This window comes from Pelagibacterium nitratireducens, from assembly GCF_037044555.1.
GTDB lineage: Bacteria > Pseudomonadota > Alphaproteobacteria > Rhizobiales > Devosiaceae > Pelagibacterium > Pelagibacterium nitratireducens.
The window spans coordinates 868,735-889,434 of record NZ_CP146275.1; the positions used below are offsets into that span (position 1 = coordinate 868,735).

A 20,700-nucleotide genomic window follows, 5' to 3' on the forward strand; every position below is an offset into this window, starting at 1 on the left:
AAGCTAGCGCATGGCGTTTTGAGATCGCGGGGTCCAGACGGGCTTGGATTGGGAAACAGTAGATGGACACGAAACCGCCGGTTGCCCCGGCGCCTTCGCTGATGGGCTTCCAGCCTGTCGCGGCGATTTTGACCTTCGTTCTGATTGTTGCCGTGCTCTATCTGGGGCGCGGTATTTTCGTGCCGCTGGTTCTGGCTGTGCTGCTCGCCTTTGCCCTGGGTCCGGTCGTTCACAGCCTGCGTCGGGTCGGAACGCCTCATATTGCTGCGGTTATTGTCTCGGTGCTGGCGGTGCTTGCGCTGATTTCGGGTGTCGCCTATCTGGCATTTTCGCAGATGCTTTCGCTGGCATCCGATCTGCCGCGCTATCAGGCAACGATCAGCGAGAAGCTCCGGATGCTCCAGGAGACGTTCGGGGGCGGGCAGGTCATAGACAGGCTCGTCGCCACTATCGAACGGCTGGGCGCGCAGGTGGAGGCCAGCGCCGAGACGCTGGCCGAGCAGGGTCCCGAACCGATCCAGGTGGTCATAGCCGATAACGGCATGGGGTCGCTCGAAACAGCTCAGACGGTGTTTTTCTCGATCATCGGTCCGCTGGCTTCGGTCCTGATCGTTACGATCTTTCTGATATTCCTGTTGCTCGAGCGCGAGGAGTTGCGCGACCGGTTTCTCAAGCTGGCCAGCCGCGGCGATCTGCGCGCCAGCACCGAGGCCATGAACGAAGCCAGCGCCCGCGTTGGCCGCTATCTTCTGGCTCAGGCGACAATCAGCGCCGGTTATGGGACCCTCTTCGGGGCGGGTCTTTTTGTGCTTGGCGTACCCAACGCGGTCCTTTGGGGTCTGTTGGCGAGCGTATTTCGCTATATCCCGTTCGTGGGTACGCTGATGATTGCAACCATTCCGATCCTGTTGGCGGTGGCTGTCGATCCGGGCTGGACGATGCTGTTCGGGGTCATCGGGCTCTATCTGGTGCTCGAAGTGGTGTCCAACAACATTGTCGAACCGCGGCTTTATGGCACCTCGACGGGGCTGACCCCGCTTGCGGTGCTGGTCGCCGCAATGTTCTGGGCCACGCTGTGGGGCCCGATCGGGCTGATTGTCTCCATGCCGCTGACGGTGTGTATCGTGGTCATGGCGCGCTATGTGCCCGGTCTGGGCTTTATCGAAACCATACTGGGCAGCGCGCCGGTGCTGCTGCCCCAGGAGCGGTTTTATCAAAGGCTGATCTCGGGCAATGTCGAAGAAGCGACCGACCTTGCCGACCGCGAAATCGAAAAGGATGGAATTGCGGCGTTTTACGACGATATCGCCGTGCCGGCCCTGCGGCTGGCCGAAGCCGATATCGCGGGCGATCTCGCCGATCCCTCCCATCGCCATCGTGTGGTGGAGACCCTTTCCGAGGTGCTTGACGATATTGCCGAAACCGTGCCCGACAACGGGGAAGATGGTGCGCGTATCCGGGTGTTCGGAGGTAAGACCGAGCTCGATCAGGCCATGGCGCTCATGGTCGCCGAACGGGTGCGGGCGCGTGGCTTTTCGGCTCAGGTGATGGCACCGGTGGCGTTGCGCAAGGAGGGCATCGCCCAGATCGACCTGTCGCAGACCGAGGTGGCATGCCTTTGCTATCTTGGGCAGAAACCTGACGTGTATGCGCGCTATGCGGCCCGCCGCCTCAAGCGTATCAAGCCGGAAATGGTCGTGGTCGCCGGTTATTTCCATCCCGAATACAATGGCGGACGGGGAGAAGGCACCACCGACGAGATCGATGTGGTGGCCCATTCGATTGCGCTGGCCGAGCATGCAATCGCTCTTGCGCTGGGGGGACACGGTATGGTGGCCCAAGACGATCCCGATGCAGTCCCGCAATTGCGTCTTTCGGCCCGGGCCATTTCGGCACAGGCTGCCGCAGACCCCGACATTTCACGATCGCTGCGGCGGCTGGCGCGGTCGGCCAACACGACGGTGGCGATGGTGACCATCGTGCCCCTTATCGATTCAGGCGGCGACGGTTCCAACAAAAGCCATTCCGAACATCTGGCCCACGAAGTGCTCAAGAAGTCGGGAACGCTGATTATCGAAGATCTGCAACACTCGCCCTACGCCCATCTGCGGACCGTCGTGGAAAGCGGGGTCAGGGCCTATGGGGGCGTCCCGGTTCCGCTCGACGACGGACAGTTGGGCGCGGTGCTGGCGATTTTCGATCAGGCGCCCAGCCTCTACGATGAGGCGCAAATCGCTTTGCTCGAAAAGGCCGTCCTCCCGCTAGCCGCAGAGATCAGGGACCTCTTGCTGCGACGCGAGGCCGAGGAAGACGAAGCCGTCGCCTAGCGGGCTCCAGGACCTCGTCTTAACACCTGTGCGACCCGGATCGGCTCTAATCTCGTGTTTTGTCGCCTGTCCGAACCGCAAAACCGTTTCCATCCCCGATCGGGTCGAGGACATGCTCCATTTCCGAAAATGCTCTAGTGAGCGTGGCCGTCGTCGAAATCCTCGCTGCCCGTCTGCCAGTACCCGGCGGCCTTGATCCAGTCGGGGTTGTGCCCGCGCTCGTCCACCATGTGGTGACGCACCGCCTTGCTCATGGCGCTTTCGCCCGCAACGAAGATGTAGCCGTCGCCGCTGGGCAGTTCCAGGGCCTCGACGGCTCCAAGCAACCTGTGGGGATCTCCCGGCTGGGCGCCTTCGCGGCTCAGCCAGTGGATCTCGGCATGGTCGGGCGCGTCGATTTTCTGGATTTCGCCATTGTCGGCAATCTCGATGACGGCGATGGCGCGGGCGTCGCGCGGCAATTCCTCGAGCCGGCGGGAAATGGCGGGAAGAGCGGTTTCATCGCCGACGAGCAGATACCAGTCGAAATCGCCCCGGACGACGAACGAACCGCGCGGGCCCCCGACCCCTATCGTGTCGCCCGGGCGTGCGTTTTGTGCCCAGCCCGACGCCGGGCCGTCGCCATGCAGTACGAAATCGAGCGTCAGGGTGCGGGCGGCGTTGTCGTAGTAACGGGGCGTATAGTCGCGCGCCTCGGGGCGTTTGCCATCGGGAAAAACCAGCCCGTTTTCTCCGCGTTCGGGAACCGGAAAGTCGTTTGCACCCGGCTCGGGGAAGAACACCTTGCAGTGATCGTCATAGGCAAGGGAAACAAAGCTTTCGAAATCGTCCGAGGTGAGCGTGATCCGTGCCATCAGCGGCGTGATGCGCTCGGATTTGACCACCTTTGCAACCCTGAATTTGAGTTCATGACGAACGCGTTCGACAAGACGGGCATGTTGGGTCATCGCAAATCATCCTCAAAAAGCTCGAGGCTGACCTACAAATGATGAGGCATTAAGTCAACTTAACATAATGTCACGCTATTATGTCGGGGAGGATGATCCGCTCGATCTGGACGATCCGGTCCTTGAGGGCCAGCTTGCGCTTCTTGAGCCGCTGGATCAGCGTGATGTCGGCCAGCCCCGATGCCGTCAGGGTATGAATTGCGGCGTCGAGATCGGCGTGTTCCTGGCGTTTGGTGGCCAGTTCAAGCCCGAGCCGTGCTTCGATTTCCTTGTCCAATGGCAGCATGATTGTTTTCCCACAGGACCCGTACCAGAGCGCGATTGGCCCCAATCGAGTCGGTTCGGCACTCTAAGCCATTGTTTTATTGTGCTCTCGAACCGGGAAAATCTGCAGCGTTCTCCCAGCGCGCTCCAGCCTCTTTCTGCCATAGATTTGCCATTGGACAAAGGCCGCAAAGAATGTGACGATACTGTCGTCCAATGATGAAAGGAGTGGCCATGACCTCACAGACTTACATCACTTCCCTGGAGCGGCGGCATCAGGATTTGGAACGAAAGATCAGCGAAGAAATGCGCCATCCGGCCCGCGATGCGCTGCTGATCGCCGCTCTCAAGCGTAAGAAACTTGAACTCAAGGACCAGTTGGTGCGCGCTCAGTACGAGACCACTCACTAAGGTCCATTCATAGACTTGTGATTTCTGTGAGGCCACGGCGAAAGCTGCGGCCTTTTTTAGTGTCCGCGGTCAGGCGAAAAACAATCCGGCAAGACCGTCATAGATCAGCTTGAGCGAGAGCAGGAAAATCAGGATATAGGCCACCCTGTAGAAAAGACCTGCATCGATACGCCTGACCAGAAACACGCCGAGCACCATGCCGGCAATCGCCGCAGGCACGAGATAGAGCGCGGCCTGCATGTTGGCGAGTGAAAGCTGGCCGAGGACGAAATAGAACGGGATCTTGCTGGCATTGATTACGGCAAAGAATACAGCGTTGGTGCCCGCGAAAAGCGCTGGCGGCAGCCGCATGGGCAGCATGTAGATCTGAACCGGGGGGCCGCCCGTGTGGCTCACAAAGCTGGTAAACCCGGCAACCGAACCCCAGAACGTTCCCCAGGGCCGCGATGGCGGCAGGCCCTCGAGTTTCTTGCGCAAGGGAAGCCAGGCGTCGAGCACGAAGGCCAGCGTGATCAGGCCGATGGCCAGGCGCACCATGGCCTCGCTGACCACAGCCGAAAGCGAAAAGGCGACCAACGTTCCGACCATGGCGCCGGGCAGCAGTATCCAGAACACTTTCCAGGCGACTTCACGCCGATAGGCGATCAGCGCGATGATATCCATGATGATCAGCAGCGGCAGCATCATGCCGGCGGCGTCGCGAGCCGGCATGACCAGGGTCAGCAAAGGCACGCCGACCACGCCCAGGCTCGCGACCAGACCGGATTTCGACAGAGCAACCAGAAAGACTGCGAGCGCAGCGACAAGAAAGAACGTCAATTGAAACATGGGGATTGGACGGGGAACAGGGCGGCATAGCGTGGGCAAATGGCCCTGATGTCAAGTCCGGGACGCCCAGAACCGTAGCCCCGATAGCGAACGCCGAACGGAAAACGGCCCGCTGCGGTGGGGCAGCGGGCCGTCTGAAGCCAGGATAACAGCAGAACTATTCGCGGTCGTCGGCGTCCGCATCGTCGCCTTTGAGCGATTTGAGCTTGGCAAAGACCGATTCGGCTTCGCGCTCGGCATCGTAATTGTCCTGGGCAGGCGTATGAGTGGATTCTTCGCCTTCCTGGGGCTCATACTGGGCGCGGTTGAGCGCTTCCTCTGCGGTCATCAGGCGTGTGCCCTCGGGCGCGTCCTCGGTGATGCCGGCGGTGCGGGCCGCCTTGCGCACTTCCATGTCCAGTTCCATCTGCGAGCACAACCCGAGCGTAACAGGATCCATGGCGGTCAGATTGGCCGCGTTCCAGTGGGTGTTTTCGCGTACGGATTCGATCGTGGACTTGGTGGTGCCCACCAGGCGCATGATCTGGGCATCCTTGAGTTCGGGATGGTTGCGGACCAGCCATTTGATGGCATTGGGACGCTCGTGGCGGCGCGAGGTCGGCGTGTAGCGCGGGCCACGGCGCTTGGGGGCTGCCACCTTGACCTTGGGCTCGGAGATTTTCAGCCTGTAGTTCTCGTCGGCTTCGCCCTTGGCGATCTCCTCGCGGTTGAGCTGGCCGTTCTGGATCGGGTTTACACCGCGGATACCGCCAGCGACGTCGCCATCGGCGATGCCCTGGACCTCGAGCGGATGCAGGGTGCAGAAATCGGCGATCTGCTTGAAGGTCAGCCCTGTGTTTTCGACCAGCCAGACGGCGGTCGCCTTGGGCATGAGCAATTGTGTGGCCATGGGTAAATCTCTCCTGTGCTGCGGCCCGGTGTTCCTCCGAACCGCCCGCCTCGCCAATCTGGAATGAGGGGGAATTTGGCGCTCAATATAGGGGCCAAAAGCCGATCATGCAATCGGCAATCACACGGCGCCGGTTTCCAGCGGATCGGGGCTGCCGACCGGTTCACTCTGCGGAGTCGGTTCGGGTGGGTAGCCGTTGATGACCAGATCGAGGATTTCGGGATCGCGCATCCCACGCAGATTGAGGTGGTCGGCATCCTCGACCGACATGAACACCCCGTGCGGTGCGACGGCGAACAGGCGGCGGCCGAGAAACGCGGGAACCACAGTGTCGCGCTCGCCATGGACGATCACTATGGTATCAGCCCGACTGCCCGCGATCCGGCGCGAGGAAAAGAAGGTGTCGCGCACCAATTGCCCGGGCAGGAACGGCATGGTGGCGGCGACGACGTCGGGCAGGGACGAAAAGGGCGCCTCAAGGACGAGCGCCTGGCTGGGATAGCGCTCCGACATGGCGACGGCGACCCCGGTCCCCAGCGAATGGCCGATAAAGACCAGCCGGCTGCCGGGGGCGTGGCTCTGGGCATAGGCGATGGCGGCTTCGGCATCGAGCAGCAGTCCCTCTTCGCTTGGCGTGCCGGTTGAACCGGGATAGCCGCGATAGGCAAACGAGAGGACGCCAAAGCCCGCATCGGCCCATGGCGCACTGCCGAACCTTACAGCCTGCGGCTCGGGAACGCTGCCATTGCCGTGAAAGGCAACGATCATCGGTGCGCCTTCGCTCGGAGGCTTGAAATAGCCCTTGAGCCTTTCGCCATCGGCGGTCTCAAGCGTCACACGCTCGAAATCGGGACCGACCATGGCTGCAAAGGGCAGGGCGTTAACGAAACGGCGGGGGAAGACCATCTCGCGCTGGAAGGTATAGGCGACAGCCACCACCAGCAGATAAAGGATCAGCGAGGCCAGCACGAGGCCGCCGACAAGGCGCAGGGTAGTCTGGTTCATCCAGCCTTCAATCAAGATATCGATCATACCGGTCGCGCCCCCGGACGCTCCAAAATCATCGCAAGAGTGCGTGGTGGCAAGTGTGGTTGTGAGCTTTGACGCAATCGTGACCGATCCGTTGCCAAACCGACACATGGGGACCGGGTCCGACGGCTGGGTGTCAGGTCAGCCGGATTTCGCCGGTGTCACAATCGATGCTGGCCGTCCCGCCATAGGGCAGCGTAACGATCGGATCGGTGTGGCCGAAATCGAGATTGCCGATGACCGGCATGTCTTTCAGGCCGCGCTCGTCAAGCGCGCCGAGGACTGCTGCCTCTTGGGCCGCTTGTCCCGCTCCATCCATGCCGGCGGGACGGGAGAGCAACACCCCATTGATGCGATCGAGAATACCTTGCGCGGCAAGATTGCGCATCCAGCGGGTGACATGATCGGCGCCAGGCGCCTCTTCCGATGACTCGAGAAAGAGCACGGCACCGTTCCAATAGTCGAGCGGCGGCCACCATGGTGTTGCCTTGAGCATCTCGAGAACCTCGAAGCACCCCCCGATCAAGCGACCGCTCACCATGCCGCTGCCGCGCAGGATCCACGGGCCCGAGGAGGGGTGGCGCTCGCGGGGTCGGATCTGGTTTTGGGGATCGGACCAGTCGAGTAGCTGGTCGGTCCACCCTTCGGTGCTCCAGAGCAGGGCGTGCGCGCTTCCTTCCATCGCCACTGCGCGGAACGATGCCTCTGTGGTGGGAGAGATTCCATCGTTCTCGGCAAAGCCCGACATCACTGATGGGCCGTAAAGGCTCTGCAAGCCAGCCCTGAGGCAGGCGAAATGGATTGCAGTGGTATCTGAATAGCCAATCAGCAGCTTGGGATTGGCGGCGACCACTGCCAGGTCAAGAAATGGTTCGAGCCTGACGGCATCATCGCCGCCGATGGAGGCGAACACGCCCTTGATGCCGGGATCGGAAAAGGCAGCCATGATGTCGTCGGCGCGGGCGGAAGGGTTCGCCGCCAACCAGTCCGCATCGGCACGGGCGTGGGGCATCTCGACGATTTCAAATCCAAATCGCTCCCGCAGGCAGGAAAGCCCGGCCTCGTAGCGATGGGGAAAGACCGATGGGCCGCCCCAACTTGGCGAGACGATTGCTATGGTATCGCCTGGTGAAAGGCGCGGAGGTATGACGAGTGGGGTGGGCCAGTTAAGGGTCATGAGTCCTTGCCGACCGTCAGGACAATCTTGCCGTAATGGTCGGGGGCTTCCATGGCGCGGTGGGCATCGGCGGCGTTTTTAAGGGGGAAGGACGTGATGCGCGGCGGCACGATTTTTCCCGCCTGGATGGCGGGCCAAATCCTGGTCTTGAGGCCCTGGGCAAACCGGGCCTTGGTCGCTGCAGGTTGTGGGCGCAGGGTCGATCCCGAAAGGGTCAGCGCATTCATCAGAACCAGGCCCAGATTGACCTCGGCTTTGGCGCCGCCCCGGATTGCCAGCTGAATGACATGGCCGCCATAGGCGCAGGCCTTGAGGTTGCGATTGGCGTACGCGCCGCCGATAATGTCGATGACGATGTCGGCACCCCGGCCCTCGGTGAGGGTTTTGGTGCGCTCGATGAAGTCCTCGCTGGTGTAATCGATCGTATGGGCGGCGCCCATGCTTTGGGCATAGCTGGCCTTTTGAGCGCTGGAGGTCGTTGCGATGGCTGTCGCACCAAAGAGGCGGCAAAGCTGGATGGCGCTGGCGCCGATCCCGCCTGATCCCCCATGAATCAGAACGGTCTGACCGCTTGCCAGCCCCGCCCGTTCGACAAGCGTTTGCTGGAGGGTAAAAAAGGTTTCCGGCAGCGTTGCCGCTTCGACATGGGACCAGTTTTCGGGCTTGGGCAGAACCTGACCGGCGGGCACGGCCACATAGGCCGCATAACCACCACCGTTGCAGAGCGCCACAACCTCATCGCCGAGGGCAAACCGGGTTTCGCCTTCTCCGAGAGCCGCCACGACACCGGAGACTTCGAGGCCGGGGAGCGGGGAGGAATCGGCGGGCGGCGGATAAGCGCCCTGTCTTTGGGAGATGTCGGGTCCGTTGACCCCGGCCGCCGCGACGGCAATGAGCACTTCGCCCGGTGCGGGCGAGGGTGTGGGAACACTTATCGGCTTGAGAACCTCGGGGCCACCTGGCTCGGAGATTTCGATGGCTTGCATCTGATCTTGAATAGTCATGGACGCCATCTTAATCGCACGCCACAATGGGCCAAGAGTAAATTTGAGGAGATCAGCATGGAAGACGATGCCCCACGCCGCATGCCGGTCCACGCGGTTGGCATGCCTCTCGACACACTGTCGGTCGACGAACTTGAGGATCGGATCGAAATTTTGAAGGCCGAAATTGTCCGTCTTGAAACGGCCATCCAGGGCAAGACGGCAAGCCGCGATGCGGCCGATGCGGTGTTCAAATTCTAGGAGCTGCAGAAAAGCGAGGAGCGATGGTCACCTGCCGGTAAGGTTAAAAAAGCGAGTCGCGTTAAGGAAAATTTTACGGGTTCGGTTTAGGTTTTCATCATCCAGTTTGCGCTGGAGTTTTTCAGAGCGGTTCCTTCCCTCTGTTTGACGCCTCCCTGTTAACTTTCGAGAGCCGTTTGCTTGACGGCTCTTTTTTCTTTTCTGGGGCAGGCGATCGCCGGAACCAAATTGCGTTAAGGCTAGTTGCAACTCCTCGGCGGCCCGTGATGACGGGATGGCCAAAAACGCATAGACTGCGCCCGAAGAATCCAGAGTGTTCGAGGAGTGCCCGTGGACGATATGAAGTCCCCCAGCGATGCCGTCGCATTGACACCCAGGCTGCTGACATCGGGCGGGTTCGATCTGCTCTATCGCGAGGGCATGACCCTGATCGAGGAGGTCGCTGCCTATCTCGACGGCGAGGGGCGCGGCGAGAGCAAAGGGCTCAGCCGGGATGCCGCTTTCCTCTATGCCACCGAGAGCATGCGGCTGACCACGCGGCTGATGCAGCTTGCCTCATGGTTGTTGCTGCAGCGCGCCGTCAACGAGGGCGAGATATCGCCTGAACAGGCCCGCAGCGAAAAATCCAAGGTCAAGTTCTCGGCGCTGCCCTCCGATCGCGGTGGTCCGGGCTGGGATGACATTCCCGAAACCATGAAAGCCTATATCGCCAAGGGCGATCGGCTGTTCGAGCGCGTCGTCAAGTTCGATCGTATCGAGCGTGGAGAGGATTTGCCCCCCGAGCCGGAAGGCGAAAATGCCTTGTCGGCCCAGATGGACCGACTCAAGGCGGCTTTCGGCGGTCGCTAAGCTGGCAGGCGAAAACAAAAAAGCCCGGCGCGATTGGCCGGGCTTTTGTCTTAAAAGGGTTGGATTGTTACGAACCCAGGATGCCCTTGAACTTTTCCTTGAAGCGCGACACGCGGCCGCCACGGTCGACGAGCTTGCCCTGACCGCCGGTCCAGGCCGGGTGAGTCGTGGGGTCGATGTCGAGGGTCAGCTTGTCGCCTTCCTTGCCGTAGGTTGAACGGGTCTGGTATTCGGTCCCGTCGGTCATCGCTACGGTGATGAAGTGGTAGTCGGGGTGGATGTCTTTTTTCATTGGATCGGGCCCTAAATCAAACGGGCGCTACCGCGCCCGGACGAAACGTCTCGCAAATTCGTTGGCGGCCTTTTACAGAATGCAGCGCCACAGCGCAAGGGGCGGCATGAAGGCACATCGGCGGCATGCAAACTTGCCCCGAGGCCGGTCAGGGATTATCTAGGCCCAAACAGGAATAACCCGCCATGTCGGAAACCGCTGCCAATCCCACCCCAAACGATGCCGAAAGCGAAGTGCCGCGTCTCAAGGCCGGCGCCCAGGCGTCCTCGCTCAAGCCGTTGAGTCGGCTTATGCCGTATCTGGGGCGCTATCCCTTACGGCTGGTGCTGACGCTGGCCTTTCTTTTGATCGCGGCGATTGCTTCTCTGTCGATTCCCTATTTCGCCGGCAGTTTCATCGACGAAGGGTTCGTTACTGAAAATTTCGAGATCGTTTCCTCCTATGCGTGGCTGATTATCGTCATCGGCGCGGTCATGGCGATTTCGGCGGGGGCGCGATTTTATCTGATCTCGGTGATCGGCGAACGGGTGATCGCCGATCTGCGCCAGGACGTTTTCAACCATTTGCTGACCCTTGATGCGACGTTTTTCGACGTCAACCGGGTGGGCGAGTTGACCTCGCGTCTCAACGCCGACGTTGCTGTGATCCGCAGCGCAGTGGGATCGTCCGCGTCGCTGGCGCTGCGCTCGCTGATCCTGATGATCGGTGCGCTGTTGATGATGTTTCTGACCAATTTCCAGCTTGCGCTGGGGGTCATCGTGGTCATTCCCATCATCGTGTTCCCGCTCGTTGCCATGGGGCGGCGCATGAAAAACGTGTCGCGGGTGACCCAGGATACGCTGGCCGATCTTTCGGCCATGGTCACCGAGACGCTGTCCTCGGTCAAAACCGTCAAGTCCTTCGTGCAGGAGGAAAGCCAGCAACAGCTTTTCCAGGGCTATGCGGAAACCACCTATCGGGCCGAGCTCAAGCGGCTTCTGACGCGCTCGCTGCTCATCGGGATTGTGATGTTTGTCACCATGTCGGCGCTGGTGGTGCTGGTCTGGCTGGGCAGCCAGGCCGTGTTTGCGGGGATGATCAGTGTTGGCGAAGTCGTCCAGTTCGCCATCTATGCGGTGATTGCCACAAGTGCGCTCACCAATATGAGCGACCTGTTTGGCACGCTCCAGCAAGTGTCGGGGGCCACCGAGCGGCTGATCGAATTGCTCGATACGCGCTCGAGCCTGCCGATCCGTCCCGATCCGGTGGCCATGCCTGTGCCGCCGTTGGGCAAGGTGGCGTTCGAGGGCGTCGATTTCTCCTATATGACGCGCGACGATGCGCCGATCCTCTCGCAATTGTCCTTTGCCGTCGAGCCGGGTGAAACCGTGGCGCTTGTCGGCGCGTCGGGAGCAGGAAAATCGACGGTTTTTGCGCTGTTGCAGCGGTTCTACGACGTCAATTCGGGCGCCATCATCGTCGACGGTGTCGATGTGCGCGATGCCGATCCGGCCGATCTGCGCCAGCGGTTTGCCTCGGTCGATCAGGAGCCGGTGATCTTTGCCGGCTCGATCACCGATAATATCCGCTTTGCCAAGCCCGATGCCACGATGGCGGAAATCCGCACCGCGGCCGATGCGGCGTTGGTTACCGGGTTTGTCGAAGACCTCCCCAAAGGGTTCGATACGCTGGTGGGCGAGCGCGGTGTCATGCTGTCTGGTGGGCAAAAGCAGCGGGTGGCGATTGCCCGGGCGTTGCTCAAGGATGCGCCGATCCTGTTGCTCGACGAGGCGACGAGCGCACTCGATGCGCAGAGCGAGCATCTCGTCCAGCAGGCGCTCGAACGCCTTATGGAAGGACGGACCACGCTGGTCATTGCCCACCGGCTGGCGACGATCCGCAACGCCGACCGCATCCTGGTGCTCGAAAAAGGGCAGTTGATCGACGAGGGAACGCACGGCCAATTGGTCAAGAAGGGCGGCCGTTACGCCGAGTTGGCCAAGCTCCAGTTCCGGCTCAACGAGGAGGCTCTGGCGGCAGGTTAGAGCGTATCCGGCAAAAGCATGTCCTCGACGCGATCGGGGATGGAAACGGTTTTGCGGTTCGGGCCCGCGCCCTATTGCTCGCGATCGCGTTCGTAGTGTGCCGTGAGCGGGAAGGGCGGCAACCAGGCCTCGCGCCGGATCGTCCAGTTCTCATAGGTGGGTGTAAAAAGGTCGGGCGTGTCCAGAATGCCCAGATGCACTTCGATCTCGTCGCCCGACCGGGCAAAGACGGACGAGCCGCAGCGCGGACAGAAGTGGCGGCCCTGATAGGCTTGGGTCTGCCCGGCGATGCTCACTGCATCCTGGGCGAAGATCGCGGCGGCGTAAAACAACGCGCCGTGATGCTTGCGACAATCGAGGCAATGGCACAGGCCCACCCGGTCAGGTTTGCCGTTGGCGGTGATCTTGACCGCACCGCACAGGCATTGGCCGGTGACCTGCTCCATGGCGAATGTCTCTAGGCCTCGGTCAGCTTGAATTCGATACGCCGGTTGCGGCGGTAGGCCTCGTCGTTGTCGGCAGGGTCAAGAGGGGCATATTCACCGAACCCTGCTGCCACCAGCCGATTGGGCGACACACCCTGTTCGACCAAAAGCTTGGCGACCGAAATAGCGCGCGCCGCCGAAAGCTCCCAGTTCGAAGGGAACTGGGGGGTTGAAATCGGGCGGCGGTCGGTGTGTCCATCGATGCGCAACACCCAGGGAATGTCGGCGGGAATTTCGGTTTCCAGCTCGAGAATGGCATCGGCGAGCGCGCTGATCTGGGATTGTCCCTCGGTGGAAATCTGGGCCTGTCCGGCGTCAAAAAGAACTTCGGACTGGAAGACGAAACGATCGCCAACCACCTGCACGTCGGACCGTCCTTCAAGGATTTCGCGCAAGCGGCCGAAAAAATCCGAGCGGTAGCGCGAAAGGTCCTGCACACGCTGGGCGAGGGCGAGGTTGAGACGGCGCCCCAGATCGGCGATCTGGGTGCGGCTCTCGGTGTCGCGCAGTTCGGACGCCTCCAGTGCCGCTTCGAGGGCACCGATCTGCTGGCGTAACGCGGCAAGCTGCTGGTTGAGCAGGGCGACCTGCGCCTGGGCTTCCGAGGACAGCTCGCGCTCTTCGGACAATTCGGTTTCGAGCCCGGCGATGGTGGAATCATAATCGGCGATGCCATCGCCCAGCCCGGCCAACTGGTCTTGCAGGCTGTCGCGCTCGGCCTCGACGCCGGAAAGCGTTGCCGAGAGCGAGGAAATGGAAAGCTCGAGTTCCTCGGAATTGGCGCGTTCGAGCTGGAGCAGTTCGGTCAACTCGGCAATCTGGGCATTGAGCCGGGACAGTGCCGTGTCGCGGCCAAGGATTTCCTGGTTAAGGAAGAACTGGGCGATCATGAACAGTGAGAGCAGGAAGATGATGACCAGCAACAGGCTCGACAGCGCGTCGACATAGCCGGGCCAGTAGCTGGGGCGTTCAGCAGAAGAGCGTCCGCGGACGAGTGCCATGGGCGAGGGGTCCTAGTTCTGGCCGTCGCGGGGACGGTCATTGTCCTGCAACAGGGTGTCGATCAGCGTCGTGAGACGCTTGTTGACCTCGGCCTGTTCGGCGATGTGGGCGCGCAGATCTTCCTGTTCGGCCCTTATGTGCTTGACCAGCCCGTCGATTCCCTTGGCCAGCTCGGCCATGGCGCGAATGGCGTTCTGGGAGGAGTTCTGGGTCTGCATCGTCGCGCCGAGCCGTTCGAACATCTGCTGCATTTCGGGGCCGGATACGCCGAAATTGTTGGCTTGCATTGTGGCGATGGGATGATCGAGCTCGGTCATCGAGCTCATCCAGTCCTCGAGATCGGTATAGAACGCGTTCTGGGCCTGGCCGGCCTGCAGGTCCAAAAACCCCAGCACCAGAGATCCTGACAGGCCGAACAGCGAGGACGCAAAGGCGATCGACATGCCGCCCAGCGGGGCCTCGAGCCCATCCTTGAGATTGCCGAAGATGTTTGTGGTGTCTCCCGATGTGACGTCGAGGTTCTGAATGACGCCGGAGACGGCGCCCACTGTCTGGAGCAGGCCGTAGAATGTGCCGAGCAGGCCCAGGAAGACCAGCAGGCCGGTAAGATAGCGCGCCGTATCCTTGGCTTCATCGAGCCGAATGCCCACCGAATCAAGGATCGAACGCATGGAAGCGGGGGTAATCACAGTCTCGCCGAGGCGGTCGCGCATGATCGCAGCGACGGGCGCGAGCAGGACGGGCGCGCGGCGCAATTGGCCGGCATTGCCCTCCTGGAGCGAATTGACCCAATTGACCTCGGGGAACAGGCGGATCACCTGCCGGAAGGACAGGATGATGCCGACCAGCAGAACGAACAGGATCATGCCGTTGATGAACGGGTTGGACCAGAACGCGTCGAGCAGTTGCGGCAGAAGGATGATTGCGACCATCGCCACGAGGACGAGGAAAATCACCATCTTGATGAGATAGACCGAAGGATTGGCGAGGCGATACGGGTCGTATGATTGCGTCATAAAGGGCCGGCTCCTGGCAGCGCTGCCGGTCAAGTGACCGGCCAGCGTGTCAAATTTGCGCCAGCTTAGTCAGACCATGATGACCTGACAATGACTTGAGCGATGGTTAAGGAAAAGTGACCTCTATTTCACCGCCTGGATGGCCTTGAGCAGTTCGCGCTGGATAAGCTCGTTGCCGGCGACCACTTCGCCCTTGGCAACCGCATCATTGCCACCGGCAAAGTCGGTCAGGAAGCCGCCGGCTTCCTTGACAAGCAGCAGGCCCGGCGCGACGTCCCAGGGCTTCAGGCCCGCTTCCCAGACCCCATCGAACCGCCCGGCGGCCAGCCATGCCAGATCCATCGAGATCGAGCCAGAGCGCCGGATACCCGAAACGGCGGGGGTGATGTGAGCCAGCTGGCGCAATTGCAATGCGTCGAGCGCCCGGCCCTGCGAGTTGATGCCCGTGCACATGAGCGCTTCGGAAAGATGCTTGCGGCCGGCAACGCGCAGGCGGCGGTTGTTGAGCCAGGCGCCATTGCCCTTTTCGGCGGTGAACAATTCGTCCATCACCGGGTTGTAGATGACCGAGGAGACGATCTCGTCATTGCGTTCGAGCGCGATGGCGACGGCAAAAATGGGCACGCCGTGCAGGAAATTGGTCGTCCCGTCGATGGGGTCGACGATCCAGCGGTGCATACCGTCGGTGCCCTTGATTTCCCCGCCTTCTTCCATCAGGAAGGAATAGGTGGGACGGGCCTTCATCAACTCGTCCATGACGATCTTTTCGGAGCGCTTGTCGGCAACCGAAACGTAATCGGCCGGCCCCTTGCGCGAGACCTGCAGGTTTTCGACTTCGCCGAAATCGCGGATCAGGCCCCTGCCGGCTTTCATGGCTGTGTTGACCATGATGTTCATCAGCGCTGAGCGAGCCATGATAGTATCCTTTACGCTTGTCTCTGTACCGGCTGGCAGGCGATTGTGCGGTGCTCTCTAGCACGCGCTGCCGTGCAGTCAAAGAAAACACCCTCCCTTGACGGGGAGGGCGGGGAAATTGCGGAGGTGGCCGAAAATCAATCCGCGCGGCGGATATAGGTCACTTCAGTGGTATCGACGATGATCTTCTGGCCGATGCCGACAAAGGGCGGGACCATTGTCTTGACGCCGTTTTCGAGCGTTGCGGGCTTGAAGGAATTGGCCGCGGTCTGGCCCTTGACCACCGGCTCGGTGTCGGTGACTTCGAGGGTCACCTGCGCGGGAAGCTGCACGCCAAGGGGCGTCTCTTCGTACATTTCGACGGTCACCATCATGCCATCCTGAAGGAAGGCGGCGCGCTCGCCGACGAAATCGGTGGCCAGTTCGATCTGCTCATAGCTTTCGGTGTTCATGAACACCAGAGCGTCGCCCTGGGCATAAAGATACTGGAAATCGCGCTGTTCGAGCGTCACGCGCTCGACCGTCTCGGCCGAACGGAAGCGTTCGTTGAGCTTGGTGGTGCCCTGAATGGCCTTGAGTTCGACCTGCGCATAGGCGCCGCCCTTGCCGGGCTTGACGTGATCGACCTTGACCGCGACCCAGAGGCGGTCCTGATGCATGATCACGTTGCCGGGACGGATTTCGTTACCGTTGATCTTCATTGCAAAAAAACTTTTCGTTGCTGCGCCCGCGCGGAAGGGCGCTCAGGGCCGATAATACTGGTGGGCTGGCTTTTGCCCCAGAACGGGGCGGTTTTCAAGCCATAGAACGTTTTGGCCGATCATCGGGAGTCGGTAAGCCCGTCGAGAAGAATGGGCGGGGTATCCAGGGTATTGGGAAGCGAGACCCCGGCGGGGGCCTGCCCGGTATCGGCAGCGGCATTTTCCGAGGGTGGAACGCCGGGCCAATAGCGGGCCCGTTCTTCGGCACGGGCGAGGGTCTCCGGGGCGATGCCGCGCAGCATCTGTTCGAGTGCGTCCTCGGTCAAACCCTGCCTGCGGGCCAGGGTGCGGTACATGGCGGCGGTCTCGATATCTTCGGCGACACCTTCGGCAGCGGCCAGCATCATCGCGTAGCGCACCTGACCCACTGCATTTCCGGCCTCGGCGGCGCGGCCATACCAGCGCGCAGCACCCTGGGCATCGCGGGTGCCGTCATGGGCACCCATATAGAGCAAGGTTGCGTATTCGACCTGGGCTTCGGGCAGGCCCTGTTCGGCGGCCATTTCGAGGAGATCGAGTGCCCCGGCGGTATCGGGCGCGACCCCGGCGCCCTCGAGCAGCATGATGGCATAGTCATATTGCGCTTCGGGAAGCCCCGCTTCGGCCGCCTCCCCGATCAACTCGGCCGCCTGGACGAGACTGGGTTCGGCATAGGTTCCCTCCACATGGAGCAGGCCCAGATTGTACTTGGCCGCCATATGCCCGCCATCGGCGGCCTTTTGGAACAGCGCGGCGGCGCGTTCGCGATTGCGTGGCACGCCAGTGCCGGTCTGATAGATCATGGCGAGCTGGAACGTCGCCTGAATGTCACCGTTCTGGTCGGCCTGGGCGTACCAGGTGATGGCGCGTGGGATATCCTGTGGCACGCCGAGCCCATTGGCGTGGATTTCCGCGATCAGGGTCTGCGCCACGGCATCGCCGGTCGCGGCGCGACGTTCGGCCAGCCGCAGGGCGGTCAGATAGTAGCCGCGCTGGAAGGCGCCATAGGCCAGATCGACGCCCTCGGGCGGGTTGAGCAGCATGCGCGAGATGTCGAGCGCTTCGTCCATCTGCTGGCTTTGGGCAACGGCCACGACGGGGGAGAGCGCCATAAGCCCGGCAAGGAGTGTTGCTGACAGTCTCATGTGGCGTCTCCGGGGGCAATCTTGTCCCAGTCGGCCTGCACGAATGCGGCAAATTCGGATTTGAGGCCGGAAAGGTCCTGTGAGAGGTCGGCGCAAAAAACCGAGGGCACCTCGAAGGTTTCGGCCCACCAATCGGCCATCTCGCGCCCGTCGACATCGGTGCGGTCGCCAAACATCAAATAGTCGATCTCGAGCTCGCCCCGGGTCATGGCCTCGTGTCGCGAGCCGATATCGCCGGTGCCCACGATGAAATCGGGCTTGAGTGCGTCCAACGCTTCGCGCAGTGCCTTGATGCCGCCCGACATGTGCACGCCATCCACATAGGCTTTCCTGACCAGATCGGGCCGGTTGTCGAGCAGTACGGCGCAATTGGTTTTCTGAGCGATTTTGGCCAGCGTCTTTGCGCGGTCGGTATAGGCGAAATCGTCCTCCTCGCCAGCCTTGAGCAACAGCGCCGCAGCCGGCACGCGTGCCAAAGTCGCTTCGAGCCGTTCAACATCGATCTCCGGCTCTGCAATCAGGAATATTTCTGCCATGGTGCCCCAGTCGTTTCGCTCCCCTTTGCCGCCAAACAATGACAAAAAAAGGGACGCTGCGTCGATACAGCGTCCCTTTGCGTATGGGAAGACTATTCGGCAGTACGATGCCAGCGCTTTTCCGGCCTTGCCGCCGGAAAAACCGTTCAGGCCGCCCTGTCGAGTTCGGGAGCCCACCGGCCCAGCGAGGCCAGCGAATTCATCCTGGCGCGGTGGATGAACGCGCGGCGTCCAGCTTCGACATTTTCGGCCTTGCCGCCCCAGGTCTGGAGCGCTTCGGCCTGCAAAGCACGGCCATAGGAAAAGGTCAGCGCCCAGGGCAGCTTGCCGATATTGTGCATGGCCGAGAGATTGGCGCTGGCCTGTTCGGAGGTCTGGCCGCCCGAAAGGAAAGCGATACCGGGAACGATGGAGGGCACAGTGGCCTTCAGCGTCCGTACCGTGCGTTCGGCGACCTCTTCGATGGAAACCTTGGGGCCGTTGACGCCGGGGATCACCATGTTGGGTTTCAAGATCATCCCATCGAGCGCCACACCGGCCATGCGCAGCTGTTCGAAGACTTCGCCGAGCGTGTCGGTGGTGACTTTTTCGCAGGTTTCGATCGTGTGGTTGCCGGGCTTGCCGTCGGCCAATACTTCGGGCTCGACGATCGGCACGATGCCGGCTTCCTGGCAGAGCGCCGCATAGCGGGCGAGGGCATGGGCGTTGGCGTGGACTGAAGCGCGGGTGGGCTTGTTTTCGCCGATACCGATGACCCCGCGCCATTTGGCAAAGGCGGCGCCGATCCGTGCGTATTCGGCGAGGCGGTCGCGCAGGCCATCGAGGCCTTCGGTCACCGTCTCATCGATATAGCCAGGCATGGGCTTGGCGCCGGTATCGACCTTGATGCCGGGCAGGCAGTTGGTGGCGGCCAGCATGTCGACGAAGGGCGTGCCATCGGCGGCTGATTGGCGGATGGTTTCGTCAAACAGGATGACGCCGGAAATATAGTCGGTCATCGCTTCGGTGGCGCCGAACAGCATCTCGCGATAGTCGCGACGATTTGTTTCGGTCGATTCCAGGGAGATGGAATCGAAGCGTTTCTTGATGGTGCCGGTCGATTCGTCGGCGGCCAGGATGCCCTTGCCGGGCGCAACGAGCTGGTTGGCGATCTCGCTCAGTCGAGACATCGGACGCTAAACCCCATGGATGTGAATGTGGGGCTAAAATACCCGAACGTCACGGTCACAATCGATTAGACGTTCGGGTATAGAACGAAGGGATTAGGCGGGCGTTGTCTGTCTACTCAACGGGGTTTGAGTGCATCCACGCCGGGAAGCGGTTTGCCTTCCATCCATTCGAGAAAGGCGCCACCGGCAGTCGAGACATAGGTGAAGCTGTCCTTGACCCCGGCATGGGCCAGGGCAGCGACGGTATCGCCACCACCCGCGACCGAAGTCAGAAGCCCTTTTTTGGTGCGTTCAGCGGTGTATTTGGCAATCTCGACGGTTGCCGTGTCGAATGGATGCATCTCGAAGGCACCCAGTGGGCCGTTCCAGACGACGGTTTTGGCTTCGTTGATCGCGGTCTTGATCTTTTCGACCGATTGCGGCCCGGCGTCGAGCACCATGCCGTCCTTGTCGATGGCGTCGAGCCCATAAACGCGGCTTGGCGTATCGGCCTTGAAATGCCAGGCGACGACGCCGTCGATAGGCAGGATGATGGCGCAACGGGCTTCTTCGGCCTTGTCCATTATGCGCAGCGCGGTTTCCTTGAGGTCGCGTTCGCACAGCGATTTGCCCACGTCATAGCCCAGCGCGTAGATGAAGGTGTTGGCCATGCCGCCGCCGATCACCAGCGCCTCGACCCGTGTGACGAGATTTTCGAGCAGGTCGATCTTGGTGGAGACCTTGGCGCCGCCGACGATGGCGATGACCGGCTTTACCGGATTGCCCAGCCCGGCTTCGAGCGCCTTGAGTTCGGCTTCCATGGCACGGCCGGCGGCGGCGGGCAGGGCGTGCGCCAGGCCTTCGGTCGAGGCATGGGCGCGGTGGGCCGCCGAAAAGGCATCGTTGACATAGAGGTCACCCAGCGAAGCCATGGTGGCGACCAGTTCGGGATCGTTGGTTTCCTCGCCGGGATGGAAGCGGGTGTTTTCCATAAGCACCACCGAACCGGCTTCGGCGCTTTGAATCACCTTCTTTGCATCGGAGATATCGGACCAGTCGGTGGACGCGAAATGGACCGGCTTGCCGATGATCTTGTGCAGGGCGCTCACCACCACCTTGAGGCTCATGTCGGGATCGACCTTGCCCTTGGGGCGTCCGAAATGGGCAAGAAGGATTGGCAAACCGCCCTTGTTGGCGATCTCCTGGATGGTGTGGGCCACACGCTCGACGCGGGTGGCGTCGCTCACCTTGCCATCCTTGACGGGCACGTTGAGGTCGACGCGGACAAGCACGCGTTTCCCGTCGAGGTCGAAATCGTCAAGGGTCTTGAAGGCGGCAGTCATGGTCGCATCCATCCGGTCTGGAATTCGAAAGGTCCCCTCGGCCATCACAGTGGCTCAAGGGCGGGCGATAGGCAAGAAAAAGGCGCTCC

22 protein-coding genes are annotated in these 20,700 nt (G+C 61.5%); 5 read left to right on the forward strand and 17 right to left on the reverse strand.

Annotated elements, in window-relative coordinates:
• Nucleotides 1-62: 62 nt before the first annotated feature.
• A complete protein-coding gene (locus V6617_RS04435) occupies nucleotides 63-2,327 on the forward strand; it encodes an AI-2E family transporter (protein WP_338609404.1) in 2,265 nt (754 codons plus the stop codon).
• Between the two features lie 134 nt (nucleotides 2,328-2,461).
• Here the strand turns inward: V6617_RS04435 and V6617_RS04440 are convergent, their stop codons facing one another.
• Nucleotides 2,462-3,274, reverse strand: a complete 813-nt coding sequence (locus V6617_RS04440; protein ID WP_338609406.1) for a siderophore-interacting protein — start codon at nucleotides 3,272-3,274, stop codon at nucleotides 2,462-2,464.
• Nucleotides 3,275-3,344: 70 nt separating this feature from the next.
• The gene (locus tag V6617_RS04445; protein ID WP_338609407.1) at nucleotides 3,345-3,560 is read right to left on the reverse strand and encodes a YdcH family protein; all 216 of its coding nucleotides are present in this window, start codon (nucleotides 3,558-3,560) and stop codon (nucleotides 3,345-3,347) included.
• Between the two features lie 212 nt (nucleotides 3,561-3,772).
• Here V6617_RS04445 and V6617_RS04450 point away from each other — a divergent pair, with 212 nt between their 5' ends.
• Complete coding sequence (locus V6617_RS04450; protein ID WP_338609408.1) at nucleotides 3,773-3,949, forward strand: YdcH family protein; 177 nt, start codon at nucleotides 3,773-3,775, stop codon at nucleotides 3,947-3,949.
• Between the two features lie 69 nt (nucleotides 3,950-4,018).
• Here V6617_RS04450 and V6617_RS04455 read toward each other — a convergent pair whose 3' ends face one another.
• The 5 genes from V6617_RS04455 to V6617_RS04475 form a co-directional block, all read right to left on the reverse strand.
• On the reverse strand, nucleotides 4,019-4,777 hold the full coding sequence (locus tag V6617_RS04455; protein WP_338609410.1) for a sulfite exporter TauE/SafE family protein: 759 nt from the start codon (nucleotides 4,775-4,777) through the stop codon (nucleotides 4,019-4,021).
• 157 nt (nucleotides 4,778-4,934) lie between these two features.
• Nucleotides 4,935-5,666, reverse strand: coding sequence for a DUF1013 domain-containing protein (locus V6617_RS04460; protein WP_338609411.1), 732 nt, complete (start codon nucleotides 5,664-5,666; stop codon nucleotides 4,935-4,937).
• A 120-nt stretch (nucleotides 5,667-5,786) separates the two neighbouring features.
• Complete coding sequence (locus V6617_RS04465; protein ID WP_338609412.1) at nucleotides 5,787-6,698, reverse strand: alpha/beta hydrolase; 912 nt, start codon at nucleotides 6,696-6,698, stop codon at nucleotides 5,787-5,789.
• A gap of 133 nt (nucleotides 6,699-6,831) precedes the next feature.
• The gene (locus tag V6617_RS04470) at nucleotides 6,832-7,872 is read right to left on the reverse strand and encodes a S66 peptidase family protein (protein WP_338609413.1); all 1,041 of its coding nucleotides are present in this window, start codon (nucleotides 7,870-7,872) and stop codon (nucleotides 6,832-6,834) included.
• Complete coding sequence (locus V6617_RS04475; RefSeq protein ID WP_338609414.1) at nucleotides 7,869-8,876, reverse strand: NAD(P)H-quinone oxidoreductase; 1,008 nt, start codon at nucleotides 8,874-8,876, stop codon at nucleotides 7,869-7,871. The genes V6617_RS04470 and V6617_RS04475 overlap by 4 nt, the downstream gene beginning before the upstream one ends.
• A 57-nt stretch (nucleotides 8,877-8,933) precedes the next feature.
• Between V6617_RS04475 and V6617_RS04480 the strand changes: the two genes are divergently transcribed.
• Together V6617_RS04480 and V6617_RS04485 are read left to right on the forward strand one after the other, a co-directional pair.
• Nucleotides 8,934-9,116, forward strand: a complete 183-nt coding sequence (locus V6617_RS04480; protein ID WP_338609415.1) for a DUF1192 domain-containing protein — start codon at nucleotides 8,934-8,936, stop codon at nucleotides 9,114-9,116.
• Nucleotides 9,117-9,455: 339 nt separating this feature from the next.
• Nucleotides 9,456-9,965 (forward strand): DUF1465 family protein, encoded by a 510-nt coding sequence (locus V6617_RS04485; RefSeq protein ID WP_338610632.1) that lies wholly within the window; start codon nucleotides 9,456-9,458, stop codon nucleotides 9,963-9,965.
• A 67-nt stretch (nucleotides 9,966-10,032) separates the two neighbouring features.
• Here the strand turns inward: V6617_RS04485 and rpmE are convergent, their stop codons facing one another.
• Nucleotides 10,033-10,257 carry a 50S ribosomal protein L31 gene (gene rpmE, locus V6617_RS04490; RefSeq protein ID WP_338609416.1) on the reverse strand — a complete coding sequence of 75 codons (225 nt, stop codon included), beginning with the start codon at nucleotides 10,255-10,257 and terminating at the stop codon, nucleotides 10,033-10,035.
• 185 nt (nucleotides 10,258-10,442) lie between these two features.
• Here rpmE and V6617_RS04495 point away from each other — a divergent pair, with 185 nt between their 5' ends.
• Nucleotides 10,443-12,281 carry an ABC transporter transmembrane domain-containing protein gene (locus V6617_RS04495; protein ID WP_338609417.1) on the forward strand — a complete coding sequence of 613 codons (1,839 nt, stop codon included), beginning with the start codon at nucleotides 10,443-10,445 and terminating at the stop codon, nucleotides 12,279-12,281.
• A 71-nt stretch (nucleotides 12,282-12,352) separates the two neighbouring features.
• Here the strand turns inward: V6617_RS04495 and V6617_RS04500 are convergent, their stop codons facing one another.
• The 9 genes from V6617_RS04500 to V6617_RS04540 form a co-directional block, all read right to left on the reverse strand.
• Nucleotides 12,353-12,727, reverse strand: a complete 375-nt coding sequence (locus tag V6617_RS04500) for a GFA family protein (protein ID WP_338609418.1) — start codon at nucleotides 12,725-12,727, stop codon at nucleotides 12,353-12,355.
• A gap of 11 nt (nucleotides 12,728-12,738) precedes the next feature.
• On the reverse strand, nucleotides 12,739-13,767 hold the full coding sequence (locus V6617_RS04505) for a peptidoglycan -binding protein (protein WP_338609419.1): 1,029 nt from the start codon (nucleotides 13,765-13,767) through the stop codon (nucleotides 12,739-12,741).
• A gap of 12 nt (nucleotides 13,768-13,779) precedes the next feature.
• Nucleotides 13,780-14,784: a flagellar motor protein MotA gene (locus tag V6617_RS04510; protein WP_338609421.1), complete on the reverse strand. Its 1,005-nt coding sequence runs from the start codon at nucleotides 14,782-14,784 to the stop codon at nucleotides 13,780-13,782.
• Nucleotides 14,785-14,907: 123 nt separating this feature from the next.
• Complete coding sequence (locus V6617_RS04515) at nucleotides 14,908-15,699, reverse strand: inositol monophosphatase family protein (protein ID WP_338609423.1); 792 nt, start codon at nucleotides 15,697-15,699, stop codon at nucleotides 14,908-14,910.
• 137 nt (nucleotides 15,700-15,836) lie between these two features.
• Nucleotides 15,837-16,400 (reverse strand): elongation factor P, encoded by a 564-nt coding sequence (gene efp / locus V6617_RS04520; protein ID WP_338609425.1) that lies wholly within the window; start codon nucleotides 16,398-16,400, stop codon nucleotides 15,837-15,839.
• Between the two features lie 119 nt (nucleotides 16,401-16,519).
• A complete protein-coding gene (locus tag V6617_RS04525) occupies nucleotides 16,520-17,584 on the reverse strand; it encodes a tetratricopeptide repeat protein (RefSeq protein ID WP_338609426.1) in 1,065 nt (354 codons plus the stop codon).
• Nucleotides 17,581-18,120, reverse strand: coding sequence for a thiamine phosphate synthase (locus V6617_RS04530; protein ID WP_338609427.1), 540 nt, complete (start codon nucleotides 18,118-18,120; stop codon nucleotides 17,581-17,583). The genes V6617_RS04525 and V6617_RS04530 overlap by 4 nt, the downstream gene beginning before the upstream one ends.
• 146 nt (nucleotides 18,121-18,266) lie before the next feature.
• The gene (locus V6617_RS04535; protein WP_338609428.1) at nucleotides 18,267-19,289 is read right to left on the reverse strand and encodes a class I fructose-bisphosphate aldolase; all 1,023 of its coding nucleotides are present in this window, start codon (nucleotides 19,287-19,289) and stop codon (nucleotides 18,267-18,269) included.
• 116 nt (nucleotides 19,290-19,405) lie between these two features.
• On the reverse strand, nucleotides 19,406-20,611 hold the full coding sequence (locus tag V6617_RS04540; protein WP_338609429.1) for a phosphoglycerate kinase: 1,206 nt from the start codon (nucleotides 20,609-20,611) through the stop codon (nucleotides 19,406-19,408).
• Nucleotides 20,612-20,700 lie beyond the last annotated feature (89 nt).